This is a genomic window from Sphingopyxis yananensis (assembly GCF_020687785.1).
Classification (GTDB): Bacteria; Pseudomonadota; Alphaproteobacteria; order Sphingomonadales; family Sphingomonadaceae; genus Sphingopyxis; species Sphingopyxis yananensis.
Genome location: NZ_JAJEWI010000003.1, coordinates 41364 through 54821, shown reverse-complemented (window position 1 = coordinate 54821; position 13458 = coordinate 41364). Strand labels below are relative to the sequence as shown.

Here is a 13458-nt window from a genome sequence, read left to right as displayed (position 1 = left end):
GTGATGGACCGACGGATTAGGGGTTAACGCAAACCTGAATATTTTCAGGCGCGGGCAAGGGCGCAGCAGGCACGAAGCGCGCCATATATCCGCCCGCCTGTTGCTTGTCCTTATAGGACATCAGCTTATAGCCCACCGCCTCCATCTCGCAGACCAGCAGGCGAAAGGGTGTGCCATGCTGGGCCACAGGGCGATCGGCGTCGACCACAATCACTTGCCCGCCATCACGCAGCGCAGCGCGCAGCCGCCACAAAAAGGCATAAGGCTCGGCAATTTCATGATACATATGGACCATGAAGATGCGATCAAAGCTATTTTCGGGCAAGCGCGGGTCGTCTTCCGCCCCCAATTTTAACGATACATTATCCAACCGTTCGCGCGCGACACGGTCGGCCAGACGCTCGATCAATTCGGGCGAAATATCTTGCGCCAACACGCGCCCTTCGGCCCCCACCCGCACAGCCAGCCGCACGGTATAATATCCATCGCCCGCGCCAATATCGGCCACGGTCATGCCCGTTTTCACTTCCGCCGCGTTCATCACCTCTTCGGCTTCGTTCACGCGGTCGCGCACTTCTTCGGTGGACCAGTTGGTCGATTCCGCCGCCGCCACCGGACGATCTGCGGCAGGGAACATTTGGGCGCTTTCAACCCGATCTTCGCCGCCAGCCAGCGGCACGTCACAACCCGCCAGCCATGGCAAAACCGCCACCGCCAAACAGGTTGATATCATGCCGCTGCGGGTCATCAATCGATATCCTCGACGTCAGCCTTTTCGCCCGTCACCTTTTGCGACAAAGCCGCTGCCATGAACGGATCCAGCGCACCATCCAACACATCATCTGGCGCGGTGCTGGTCACGCCCGTGCGCAAATCCTTCACCAACTGATAGGGTTGCAGGACATAAGAACGAATCTGGTGGCCCCAACCGATTTCGGTCTTGGCCTGATATTCCCCCGATGCTTCGGCTTCGCGCTTTTGCAGCTCGGCTTCATACATGCGCGCTTTCAACATGCCCATCGCCGTGGCACGGTTTTTGTGCTGCGAACGGTCGTTCTGGCTCGCCACCACAATGCCGGTGGGGATGTGGGTGATACGAACCGCCGAGTCGGTGGTGTTCACGTGCTGACCACCCGCGCCCGATGCGCGATAGGTGTCGATCTTCAGGTCGCTTTCGTTAATTTCGATCTGAATATTATCGTCAATCACCGGATAGACCCACACCGACGAGAAGCTGGTGTGGCGGCGGGCCGAGCTGTCATAAGGCGAAATGCGGACCAGACGGTGCACGCCCGTTTCGGTCTTGGCATAGCCATAGGCGCTGTCGCCCTTGATCAACATGGTGGCGGATTTAATGCCCGCTTGTTCGCCGGCCTGATATTCGACCAGTTCCACCTTCATGCCGCGCTTTTCCGCCCAGCGCATATACATACGCTGCAGGATTTCGGCCCAATCCTGACTTTCCGTGCCGCCAGCGCCCGCGTGAATTTCAATATAGCAATCATTGCCATCGGCTTCACCGGCGAGCAGCGCCTTGACCTTGTCGGTTTCGGCCCGCTCCGCCAAGGCCGCTAGGCTGGCGACGGCATCGTCGACCAAGGCCTCATCACCTTCCATCTCGGCCAATTCGATCAATTCAATCGTATCGTCGCGTTCGGTTTCAATCGCACGGGTCGCCGCAATGGCTTCGTCCAAACGGCGGCGTTCGCGCATAACCTCTTGTGCAGCCTTGGGATTGTTCCACAAGCTGGGGTCTTCCACCTTGGCGTTCAGTTCATCAAGACGGCGCAGCGCGCGATCCCAATCAAGGAATCGGCGCAGCAGCGCCAATGCGCCACCAATCTTATCAATATGATCCTGCGCTTCGGCGCGCATAGCGTTGCTCCTGAAAATTATGGCTCACGCCCATAAAGCGTCTGGGGCGTAAGGGGAAGAAGCAGCAGGATCAAATAATCCCGCCGCGATCCTCCAGAAAATCTTTGTCACTGCGCCGTCCCTCGACGGCAACCGGTGCATCTTGTTTCTTGGCCGGTGCCGATGGGCGAATTTCTTCGGCCCTGATGGTGCGGCGCGGTTCGCTTTCGGGCTTAAAGGCTTCCCAAATCACCGACGCCATAGGGTCGGTGGTTGGCCAGCTGCCATAAACACGGCGGCCCGAACGGCGGTCAATCCGCACCATATGTACGCCCTTGGGCGCCACAAAGGGTATGGGTTGGCGGTCCTTCAGCGCCGCCACCGCAAATTCCCGGAAAATCGGGGCCGCCATATTACCGCCCTGTGCATATCCACCCATGCTGCGGGGCTGGTCAAAGCCCAGATAGACACCAGCGATCACGTCCGGCGTGCCACCCACAAACCACACGTCATTGGGGCCAGAGGTCGTCCCCGTCTTGCCAAAAATGGGAACGCCCAAGTCGCGCAAACGGGTGGCGGTGCCGCGCTGCACCACGCCTTCCAGCATATGTACCACCTGATAAGCGGTGATCGGGTCCATGATCTGTTTGCCGCTGGGCGCAAAGCGCGGCATGGCCTTGCCATCCCAATCCGCCATATTGCACCCATCACATGGACGCCAATTGCGCGGGAAGATCACTTTTCCGCGCCGATCTTGGGCATAATCAATCACCCGCGAATTCAGTTGACGCCCATGGTTGGCCAACATCGCATAAGCATTGGTCAGTTTTTCGACGGTGGTCGAACCCGACCCCAAAGCCGTCGCCAAATAGGGTTCATGTTCGCCAATGCCCATTTTGCGAATCGTGTCGACCACCGGTTCCATGCCCACTTGGCTGGCCGCACGCACCGTCATCAGGTTGCGCGATTGTTCCAAGCCCCAACGCATCGTGCGTTCGCCAGCGCCGCTGGACCCGCCAAAGTTGCGGAAACATTTATTGCCCTGCCGTGCGCCTTGATACACGCAAAATGGACCATCGACGATCATCGTCGCGGGCGTCATGCCATTGTCCAATGCGGCGGCATAAACAAAGGGTTTGATGGTCGAACCCGGCTGGCGTTCGGCCTGTGTCGCGCGGTTGAACGGCGACAAGCGCACATCAAAGCCACCCTGCATGGCATAAATACGGCCCGAACGCGGGCTTTCGATTACCATACCGCCGGAAATTTCGGGAATGTTGCGCAGCGTATAACCATCGCCGCCCGTGGACTTCACCGCAATCAAATCCCCATCTTTCAGCGCGCTAAAGGCACTGCCGCCAGTCTTGCGGTAATGCAGAGACGCCGCCGAAGACGGCAAACGTCCGGTGCTGCCATCCGCAAAGCCAATCTGCGCTGATCCCCCATTTTTTGACAGGATGGTCGCCACGCGCCAACCATCATAATCAATACCGATAAAGCTGGACGCCAAGCGGCTTTGCCATTTGTCATCGGCGTCAATGGTCGCGATCGGCCCCGACCAGCCTTTGCCCGCATCATAGCGAATCATCGCACGGCGCAGCGCCGTTTCGGTGGCATTTTGCATATTCGGGTCAAAAGGCGTGCGAACCCACAAGCCGCCCGCATAAACGCTCAGCGGGCCGTCCTCGGCTGTTTCACCAAATTCGGCGATTAACTGGCGGCGGACTTCTTCCATATAATATCCGCCAGCCTGCACGACGGCGCTATTGCCGCTCTCGCTCAGGCCCAAAGGCTGGGCCTGAGCGCTGCGCATTTGCGCTTCGCTGATCCAGCCATTTTTGCGCATCAAGCCCAGCACCAAATTACGGCGGCTTAAGGCTTCCTCGCTATAGCGCTTGCGGCCATAACGTTCTGGCGCTTTGGGCAGCGTCGACAAAAAGGCCATTTCATGCAGGGCCAATTCGTCCACATCCTTGTTAAAATAGGCGCGGCTGGCGGCTTGCACGCCATAGCTGCGGCGGCCCAGCGGAATCTCGTTCAAATATAATTCAAGAATTTGCTCTTTGGTCAGCGCGCTTTCGATGCGGGTCGCCAAAATCGCCTCACGCAATTTGCGCGTATAGCTTAATTCATTGGATAACAGCAGGTTTTTGGCCACTTGCTGGGTGATCGTCGATGCCCCGACAGGGCGGCCAGACCGAGTCACATTGGTGATAATGGCACTGACAATGCCCGGATAATCGATGCCGCCATGATCAAAAAATGTCTTATCCTCGGCGGATAAAAAGGCATGGATCAAGGTTGCCGGAAAATCATCATAGGCCAATTGCACGCGCCGTTCACGGGCATAGGTATGGACCGGCGCGCCATCCGCATCGCGTACAATCGTCGGCAATTGCGGTTCATAATCCTGAAGCTGGTCCACCGATGGCAGGTTGCGGGCAAAAATCACCCACAACAATATCAGGCCAGCCAGCCCCGCCAACGCCAACCATGTCAGCCAGCGAACCCATCGCTTGGCCCAATAGGGTTGAATATGCGCAAAAAGAGCATCGCGGGCGCTGTTCCAGCGCGTGCGAACATTGGTGCGAACTTCGGTCGAACGGTCTGCGGCCATAGGTTTCAGCCTCTATCGCGTGACGGGACGAAAGGAAAGGGAGCTTGCACCCTAGATGCGGTAAACCGCCAAAAGGCGTGGTCACATCGCCAACGCCCCTGCCCATAGCCCGCCAAAATCGCCCTAGCGCGAACGGCCCCGCGCGCTGACAGGCCATATATCCACCAACTGATCACCGCGCACCACATGATAATGGTCATAGAGATTCACGGTGGGGTCACAATGCGGCACCATCAGTTCGACCCGCGACCCGCTGGGCAATAGGGCCGCTATGTCGGGCCAGATCAGCGCCCCATGCTCGTCCCCCATAAAGGCGAAATGCGCCTGCTGCGGCCCGCCCGCACAGATTTGGGGCAAACCGCCATCGCTGGACAATGCCTTGAACCCCGCATCAATCGTTACCAGCCCGCTATGATTGGCGCTGACCACCGAGGCGTCGACAAATAAGGCCGTTTCAAACAGCGGCGCATCATCGCCCGCCAAATCGCAGTCCTGATATTGGCGGTCCATAAACACATAAGACCCCACCTGCCATTCGGTGAATAGGCCCAATTCCTTGTCAATTTGATGGGTTCCGGTGCCCGAACCGCTGATGATGTCGGGCGCAAAACCCGCGTCCCGCAGCGCCGCCACATGGGCGTGCAAGATTTGCGCACGGTCCACCATCGATGCGCGGCGGTCCGTAAAAGATTCAATATGCTGTTGTGACCCGCAATAAAATTGCACCCCGCGCAGGCGAAGCTGGGACAATGACGTGATGGCCTCTGCCAATTCCACCGCCTTATTGGGGGCAGTCACACCCGTTCGGGCAATGCCGGGGTCAATGTCGATCAACACATCCATCTGCGCACCAACGGCCAACAAAGCATCCTGCATATGCTGGGCCACCGCAGGATGATCGACCACCACCATCAAATCGGGCGCGCGCAGGGCCAGCGCCGCCATGCGGGCCAAAGCGGGCGCGCTGGTGATCGGCGATGTAATCAACAAACCCGTCACCCCGCCATCGGCCATCACCTCGGCTTCGCCAATTTTGGCGCAGCATAGCCCCACCGCTCCGGCCGCGCGTTGGCGCTTGGCGATATCAACGCTTTTGTGCGTTTTGCCATGGGGACGCAGCTTGACCCCCGCGCCCTGCGCAATCTGCGCCATGCGGGCAATGTTGCGGTCCAAAATTTCCGCGTCCACCACCAACACAGGCGTGTTCAATTGGCCCCGCCCATGGGGCAGATTGATCAAATGCTGGTGCAAATTGCAATCGTCCGTCATTCCCACAAATCCCGCAAATGGCTGTTCAAAAATTTCCCCTCGCCATCCATCATTCGGCGGATGATGCGAAATTGTTCGGCGTGAGGGTAAAGCTGGTCCACATCATCGCGCGTCAGGCGGTGGCGTTTGGCCCAATGGGGGCGACCACCATGGTCGCGAAAAATTGCCTCCGCCTCTTGGAACAAATGCTTCCACGGCATTTTGGCATATTGATGCATGCTGATCGCAGCGACAGGGCCAGCGTTCATCGGGCTGATGTCAATATCATCCCCCGCCACCGTGCGATATTCAAAGGGGAATGACACCGGCAGCCCTTTTTTGCGAATCCACGCGATCACTTCCCGCAACGCCGCCATGCCGTTGGCGAGGGGAATTTCATATTCCATTTCTTCGAACCTGATGGTCCGGTCGGACGGAAAAATACGATAGGCTGGCCCTTGGCGCGCACCCGTCACATCGCTTTTCATCATCAAGCGTTGCAGCATTGGCGTCAGCGCGGGCCAAAATGCACACAGATTCAAAATATGCCGGAACAATGTTTCGCTGACATCTTGATTGCTGGTTGGTGGCGGGCACGGGTCCGTCACATTCAGCCGTTTGACAATCGCCATATCGCTGTGGGGGAAGACCCAAAATTCCGCATGACGGTTTTGCTGCGTCCAATCCTCATAACCTTCATAGACCGCCTCCATCGGGCGGGCTTCCACCTGTTCGGCCAAATGAAAGGCCGGAACCACCGCAACCTCTATTTGCGTCGCGACGCCCAACAAGCCCAAAGACAGGCGCTGCGCCGCAAATAATTCAGGGTTTGTCTGGGCATCGCACCACCGGCTTTGGCCCTGCGCGTCGATCATTTGAAATCCCCGCGCCATGGTGGACAACGACCCCAGATCATTGCCCGTGCCATGCGTGCCCGTCGCCATCGCCCCCGCCAAGGCTTGGGGGTTTACATCGCCTTGGTTGGCCAGCGACAAGCCATGCTGCCACAATAGCTCTGTTATGCGCGCGATGCTCCATCCCGCGGGAACGCGCGCGCTTTGGCGATCCCTGTGAATCTGCAATGCCCCGTCCATCTGCGACAGATTGACCATTGCGGCGCGGCCCATACCCGCCCCATTACTCGGCGGCGCACAAAGCGGCATGAAACTATGCCCCGCCCCTGATGCGCGAATATGGTCATGGCGCAAAATCATCTGCGCCAGCTCTGCCTCATCCCGAGGCTGCAACATGGGTGCGGACGTGCGAACACTGCCCGACCAGTTGCGCCACTCCCCTTTGCTTTTCATATAAAGGCAGGCTGATGCCCGCAATGATGCTTGTCAACGCCGATCTGTCGCAGCCGAGCGGACATAGAAATCAGCGTTTATTGACCCGCCGCTTGGCAAAATGAATGCGCACCGCTTCGCGAACACCGCGTGCGATTTTCTGGGGGCCAGATGCCGACGCCAAAAAGGCCGCATCCTCGGCATTGGAAATATAGCCGGTTTCAAACAAGATCGACGGCGTATCGGGCGCTTTCAACACCGCAAAGGCGGCAAAGCGGTGAGCGCGGGTACGAAACACCAGCTCATCCGCCGCCTCGCGCTGCAATAGTCGAGCAAAGGCCGACGCTTCTTCCATCGTCTGGCGCTGCGCCAAATCCAGCAAGATGGACGACACATCGCCTTCCAACCCGCCCAAATCGACGCCGTTCAAAATATCCGCCTTATTTTCGCGGGCCGCCAGACGCTCAGCGGCTTGGTCGGACGCCACTTGGGACAAAGTATAAATGGACGCCCCGCGTGCATCGGCGCTGGCGGCGGCATCAGCATGAATGGAAATGAACAAATCCGCCTTCAGGCCGCGTGCCATGCCGCTGCGCTGTTCCAATGCCAAATAACGATCATCGCCGCGCGTCAACGCCACGCGCACACGGCCCGATGCCAGCAATTCGTCGCGAATGGCTTTGGCGATGGTCAGCGTAATATCTTTTTCGCGGCGGCCATTGTGCGGCGATATCGCCCCCGGATCATGCCCACCATGCCCCGCGTCCACCACCACCAACGGCAGGTCATCGTCCCGTGGTCCCTCCACCCGTGGCAATTCCAGCCACGGCTTGGGCGGACCAATTTTCACGCGCACCTCGGTGGGTGACGATGGCTTTGCTTTGGGACGGGCGGCGCCCATCATCATGGCAGACTGCACCTGCGGCATCGTCATTTGACCCAGAATCGCGGCTCCCCCCTGTCCGCCCATCGGGGGCGTCAAGGTTGCGGCGGCCATCAAGATCATGGGCAAAGACATGGCGGTTTATTGGCGGGGCGATGGATGATGGTCCAGTGGTTAATAGAAGCGCACAACGCCATGGTGCAAAAAAATTGGGCAATATGCCCCCCGTACCATGATCCAAAACACCGTTAATTCTAGGGGATATAGGATAATCCATGCCCCTCTCGGCTTGGTGGCCATGAAATTCATGCCACCCTTGTTGCAATAAATGCACCACCATCGACCATAAGTGACGTGCAGGAGGTTGCGGCATGGCAAAGCCGATGCTAGCACCCTAGGCATTGACGGTGCCGAACTCGGGCCGTCCGGCCTTTTGAAGAGCAAGCCGCCGCCCCCGCGATCATGCGGGCACGTGGGGCCTCTGGTGCCGGACGCACGATGATCGGCTTGGTGCCGTCAGTCCACTCGGTTGACCGGGCAGACTTGGCAATCGCAAGAACGCTTTCCTGCCCGTTCAACCCGTAACAGGTTGATGCTGCATGACGCTTGCCATGCCCCTTTCGGTCCGCGACCCTGGCGCTTTTGCCAAGGCAGCTACGTGGAACGAAGGCCGCATGTTTGCCCAACAAGGGGCAAGGGCGCAGCGCAGCAATAACAATTTCCCTTTCATCCCCGTTCGCAGCGGCTTTTTGGCCGACGAACCAGCGGGATTTTTATTAGGCGCGCTGCGGTGCGCTTGGAGTGTTCATAATGACAACACGCATGTTGATAGACGCGCGGCATCGGGAAGAAACCCGTGTCGCCGTCACCAAAGGCAACCGGATTGAAGAATTTGATTTTGAATCTGCTGAACATAAGCAGTTAAAAGGCAATATTTATCTGGCGAAGGTTACGCGCGTCGAACCTTCGTTGCAGGCGGCATTTGTGGAATATGGCGGCAACCGCCACGGCTTCCTTGCTTTCAGCGAAATCCACCCCGACTATTATCAAATCCCCAAAGAAGATCGTGACGCCCTGATCCGCGAAGAGGCGGAACATGCCGCCGCCGCCGCGATGCGCGCCGAAGAAGATCTGGACGATCTGGAAGGCGATGTCGCGGATGTCGAAGGGTTTGACGACGACAATGGCGACCGTCCGGCGGCCCCCGAAGTCGTGGGTGAAGCGATTCATGGCGATGGTCAAGATGATGACCGCGACGCCGATGATTCGGACAGCGACGATCAAGACGATCAAGACGACCAAGATGCCGAAGCCCGTGACGGTGACGGTGATAATGGCGACAGCGAGGGCGAAGGCGCGGAAAATGGCGAAGGCCATGACAACCGCCGCCGCCGCTACCGTGGCCGCAAGGGCCGTAATGGACGCAATCGCCGCGACGAAGATGACAGCGAAAACCGCATGTCACTGCGCCGCCGTTACAAGATTCAAGACGTTATCCGCCGCCGTCAGGTGTTGCTGGTACAAGTCGTCAAGGAAGAACGTGGCAATAAAGGCGCGGCGCTGACCACCTATTTGTCGCTGGCGGGCCGTTATTGCGTCTTGATGCCCAACACCATGCATGGTGGCGGTATCAGCCGCAAAATCTCCAACGGTGCTGATCGCCGCAAGTTAAAAGCGATGATCGACGAAATGAACCTGCCGCCATCGATGGGCTGCATTGTTCGCACCGCGGGCATGAGCCGGACCAAGACCGAAATTAAGCGCGACTTCGATTATTTGGCCCGTCTGTGGGACGAGATTCGCGACCGCACGATTCACAGCAGCGCGCCTGCACTGATTCATAGCGACAGCGACCTGATCAAACGCGCCATCCGCGACATTTACCACCGCGACATCGAAGAAGTGCTGGTAGAGGGCGAGGACGGATATCGCGCCGCCAAGCAATTTATGCGGCTGCTGATGCCCAGCCACGCCCGCAAGGTAAAGCAATATGCTGACCCTATTTCGCTCTATCAACGATATGGGGTGGAAGATCAGTTGAACGGTATGTTGAATCCCGTGGTTCAATTGAAATCCGGCGGTTATTTGGTGATCAACCCCACAGAAGCTTTGGTGTCCATCGACATCAACTCTGGCCGGTCGACCCGCGAACATAATATCGAACAAACCGCGCTCAGCACGAACCTTGAGGCGGCGCATGAAATCGCCCGCCAATTGCGTTTGCGCGACATGGCCGGCCTCGTCGTGATCGATTTCATCGACATGGATCACAGCAGCAACGTCCGCAAGGTCGAGCGCGCAATGAAAGACGCGCTGAAAAACGACCGCGCGCGCATCCAAATTGGCCGCATTTCCGGCTTTGGTTTGATGGAAATGAGCCGCCAGCGCCTGCGCACCGGCGTGCTCGAAGCATCGACCCGCCCTTGCCCGCATTGCGACGGTTCGGGCCTGGTCCGCACCGCTTCGTCGGCAGGCCTCAGCGCGTTGCGCTTGATCGAAGAAGAAGCCGCACGCGGCAAGGGCAGCAAGATTTTGCTGCGCGCCAGCCAAGAAGCGACCTTCTATCTGCTGAACGAAAAGCGCCGCGAAGTTCAAGATATCGAAGAATTATATGGCGTTATCGTCATCATTCTTCCGAACAATGAAATCGAAGGCGGCCGTATGACCGTCGAAGTGAGCGGCCCACCGCCCTTGGTTCGCCGCAGCTATGCTCCTGTTCAGTTGCTCGAAGACGACAGCGACTTCGACGATGAAATTGAAGAGGATGAAGACGAGCAAGACGAGGATTCGGAACCGCTAAGCGATCCGCAAGGCAGCGCCCGTCCCGAAGGGGAAGAAGGCGACGCAGAAGCGGAGGGTGAAGGCGAAGGCCGCCGCCGCCGCCGCCGCCGCCGCCGTGGTCGTCGTGGTCGCCGCGATGAAGAGCAAAATGACGAGCAGCAAAACGACAGCCCTGCTGCCGAAACGCTCGCCAGCGAATCGGACGCATCGTCCAATGGCGACGGGCAAACCGACGTCGATGCCGATGCAACTGCACCAATGGACGAAGGCACAGTCGCCGCGCCACGCGACGATCAGCCCAAATCCCGTCGTCGCCGTGGCGGTCGTGGCCGTGGTTCCAGCGCCAGCGCGGTGGAAAGCACATCGGAAACGTCCAGCGACACGCCGTCTGAACCCACGCCCGAAACCACGGCGGAACCCGTGGCAGAAACGCCATCGGGCGCGGAAAGCACAGCCGACAGCGCAGCAGTGGTGGACCGTGCTGATGCTGTTGAAACGGCGCCAGCCGCGACAGAGGTACACGCTGCCGAAGCGGAAGCCCCAGCGGAAAAGCCGAAGCGCAAACGCGCCCCGCGCAAAACCGCAAAGGCCAAGGCCGAAGAAGCTGCCGAACAGGCCGCAACCGAAGCCGCGATCGCGACAGAACCTGCTGCGCCCGCCGAAAGCGAGCCAGCTAGCGCAGCATCCGATGATGCCGCAACCGCAGAAACCGCCGAGCCTGCACCCAAAAAGCGGGCACCGCGCAAGCGCAAAACCGCCGCCGAAACCGCTGCGGCCAAGGCCGAAGCGGAAGCCAAAGCGGCCGCAGCCAGCGTCGATGCCCCCGCCGAGGCGGAAGCAGAGGCGGAGGCCATAGCTGTAGAGGCAGACGCTGACGCGAAACCCGCACCCAAAAAGCGGGCACCGCGCAAGCGCAAGACCGCTGCGGAAACGGCCGCCGCCAAGGCTGAAAAAGCCGCCGCAGCAGACAGCAGCGACACCTCGACAGGCCAAGCCGACGCAGATGTTGCAGCCCCCGCAGAGCCAAGCCCAGTGCCAGCGCCAGCCGCTGCGCCTGCCGCCGAAGCCGCGCCGGATACCACATTGGCCGAAGGGGAAAGCCCCCGCCGTGGCTGGTGGCAACGCACCTTTGGTGAATAAGCTCGGGTAACCGCGTCCCATCGCTGCGACCTCGGCATCCCAGCCCATGGTCGGCAACATGGGGCAAGGGCCAACGCCGAAAATCATAATGGGGCCGCCTATCGCACTTGCATAGGCGGCCCCACTTGTTTCCGAAGCGCAAGCGCGCCACATTCGCGGCATGGCTTCACACATAGTTCAGTTTCGCCCCGCCAATATCGGACCTATGTTGTCCAAAACCATGCCTGTTCGTCCATCTGCGCCGCGCTGCGTCAAGCAGCGCCAACCATGGTCTGTGATCAGCCGCTGGGCGCTGGGCGTTGGCGCAGCGGTGATGATCGCGGTGCAGCCAGCCGCCGCCCAATCGATCTTGCGCGACGCCGAAACCGAAGCCTTGCTACAAGATATGATGGCCCCCATCTCGGTTGCGGCGGGACTAAAGCCCAATCAGGTTCGGGTTCATTTGCTGGGCGACCCCAGTATTAACGCTTTTGTCGCCGGGTCGCAGGATGTGTATGTCTTTAGCGGGCTGATCAACGAAGCCGGTTCGGCCAATGAAGTCCAAGGCGTGCTGGCCCATGAATTGGGCCATATTATGGGTGGCCACGCCATTCGCCATGCCGAAGGCGCGGGCGCTGCCACCAACATATCGCTTTTGTCCCTATTGTTGGGGGCGGCCGCCATGGCCGCTGGCGGCGGCGAGGCCGCGATGGGCATTATGATGGCGGGCCAACAAGCCGCGCTGGGCAAATATCTGGCGTTCAGCCGCGTCCAAGAATCAACCGCCGACGCCGCCGGTGCCCAATATTTGTCCAAAGCTGGCATTACCGGAAAAGGCAGCCTCGATTTCTTTAAGCGCCTGCAAAATCTTGAATTCCGCTATGCCGTGAAACAGGATGATGATCAGGCCTATGGCCGCACCCACCCTTTGTCAGGCGACCGTATTCAGGCGCTGCGCGAAAGCTATGTGGTGGACCCTGCATGGGATAAGCCCAGCGACCCAGCGATTGAAAAACGCTTTCAGCGCGTGAAAGCCAAGCTGTCGGGCTATATGTCAGAACCCGCCCGCACCTTGCGCAATTACCCCGAAAGCGACACCAGCATTCCGGCCCGCTATGCCCGCGCTTATGCTTGGCACAAAAGCGCCTATCCCCAAAAAGCATTGGACGAAGCCAAAGCCTTGCTGGCGGCGGACCCCGAAGACCCCTATTTTCTGGAATTAGAAGGGCAGGTTTTGCTGGAAAGCGGGCGCCCGGCCGAAGCCTTGCCGCCGCTTCGCAAAGCCGTTGCCAACAGCCGTAATCAGCCGCTGATCAGCGCCATTTTGGGTCATGCGCTGATTGCCACCGAAAATCCTGACAATTTCGCCGAGGCCGAAGAAGTGCTGAAAACCGCCGTGGCGCTGGACAATCAAAACCCCTTTGCATGGTATCAGCTGGGCATTGTCTATGCCAACAAAGGCGACCAGCCCCGCGCGGCGCTGGCATCGGCGGAACGCTATCAACTGATGGGCAACAGCAGCAGTTTGGCGCTACGGAACGCGGAAATCGCGATGCAGGGCCTTCCGCCGCACAGCGCCGATTGGATACGGGCACAAGATATTTCGCTCGTCGCCCGCGCCGAGGTAGAACGCGGACGCAAACGGCGTTAGTCTGTCGTGCGAAACCATG

The 13458-nt window shown here is 59.1% G+C and carries 7 protein-coding genes and 1 pseudogene; 2 read left to right on the top strand and 6 right to left on the bottom strand.

Annotation, left to right across the window (positions count from 1 at the left end; translation table 11 throughout):
* Positions 1-16: 16 nt before the first annotated feature.
* From LKO31_RS01865 to LKO31_RS01840, 6 genes and pseudogenes are all read right to left on the bottom strand, one after another.
* Positions 17-733 carry a class I SAM-dependent methyltransferase gene (locus tag LKO31_RS01865; protein ID WP_227688430.1) on the bottom strand — a complete coding sequence of 239 codons (717 nt, stop codon included), beginning with the start codon at positions 731-733 and terminating at the stop codon, positions 17-19.
* Positions 734-747: 14 nt separating this feature from the next.
* Entirely contained in the window at positions 748-1875 is a 1128-nt protein-coding gene (prfB, locus tag LKO31_RS01860; RefSeq protein ID WP_227688385.1) for a peptide chain release factor 2, read from the bottom strand.
* 70 nt (positions 1876-1945) lie between these two features.
* Positions 1946-4471: a penicillin-binding protein 1A gene (locus tag LKO31_RS01855; protein WP_227688384.1), complete on the bottom strand. Its 2526-nt coding sequence runs from the start codon at positions 4469-4471 to the stop codon at positions 1946-1948.
* 123 nt (positions 4472-4594) lie between these two features.
* On the bottom strand, positions 4595-5740 hold the full coding sequence (locus LKO31_RS01850; RefSeq protein ID WP_227688383.1) for a DSD1 family PLP-dependent enzyme: 1146 nt from the start codon (positions 5738-5740) through the stop codon (positions 4595-4597).
* The gene (locus tag LKO31_RS01845; RefSeq protein ID WP_227688382.1) at positions 5737-7026 is read right to left on the bottom strand and encodes a D-arabinono-1,4-lactone oxidase; all 1290 of its coding nucleotides are present in this window, start codon (positions 7024-7026) and stop codon (positions 5737-5739) included. The genes LKO31_RS01850 and LKO31_RS01845 overlap by 4 nt, the downstream gene beginning before the upstream one ends.
* 70 nt (positions 7027-7096) lie before the next feature.
* Positions 7097-7900, bottom strand: a pseudogene (locus LKO31_RS01840) (N-acetylmuramoyl-L-alanine amidase family protein); the annotation flags it as partial.
* Between the two features lie 798 nt (positions 7901-8698).
* On the opposite strand from LKO31_RS01840, the gene LKO31_RS01835 reads away from it, so the two are divergent.
* On the top strand, positions 8699-11809 hold the full coding sequence (locus LKO31_RS01835; RefSeq protein WP_227688381.1) for an Rne/Rng family ribonuclease: 3111 nt from the start codon (positions 8699-8701) through the stop codon (positions 11807-11809).
* Positions 11810-12122: 313 nt separating this feature from the next.
* Complete coding sequence (locus tag LKO31_RS01830) at positions 12123-13439, top strand: M48 family metalloprotease (RefSeq protein ID WP_227688429.1); 1317 nt, start codon at positions 12123-12125, stop codon at positions 13437-13439.
* Positions 13440-13458 lie beyond the last annotated feature (19 nt).

Bases quoted from the DNA above. Each gene is read 5' to 3' on its own strand.
- LKO31_RS01845 (WP_227688382.1), bottom strand. From the start codon at position 7,026: ATGAAAAGCAAAGGGGAGTGGCGCAACTGGTCGGGCAGTGTTCGCACG.
- prfB (WP_227688385.1), bottom strand. From the start codon at position 1,875: ATGCGCGCCGAAGCGCAGGATCATATTGATAAGATTGGTGGCGCATTG.
- LKO31_RS01855 (WP_227688384.1), bottom strand. From the start codon at position 4,471: ATGGCCGCAGACCGTTCGACCGAAGTTCGCACCAATGTTCGCACGCGC.
- LKO31_RS01865 (WP_227688430.1), bottom strand. From the start codon at position 733: ATGATATCAACCTGTTTGGCGGTGGCGGTTTTGCCATGGCTGGCGGGT.
- LKO31_RS01835 (WP_227688381.1), top strand. From the start codon at position 8,699: ATGACAACACGCATGTTGATAGACGCGCGGCATCGGGAAGAAACCCGT.
- LKO31_RS01850 (WP_227688383.1), bottom strand. From the start codon at position 5,740: ATGACGGACGATTGCAATTTGCACCAGCATTTGATCAATCTGCCCCAT.
- LKO31_RS01830 (WP_227688429.1), top strand. From the start codon at position 12,123: ATGATCGCGGTGCAGCCAGCCGCCGCCCAATCGATCTTGCGCGACGCC.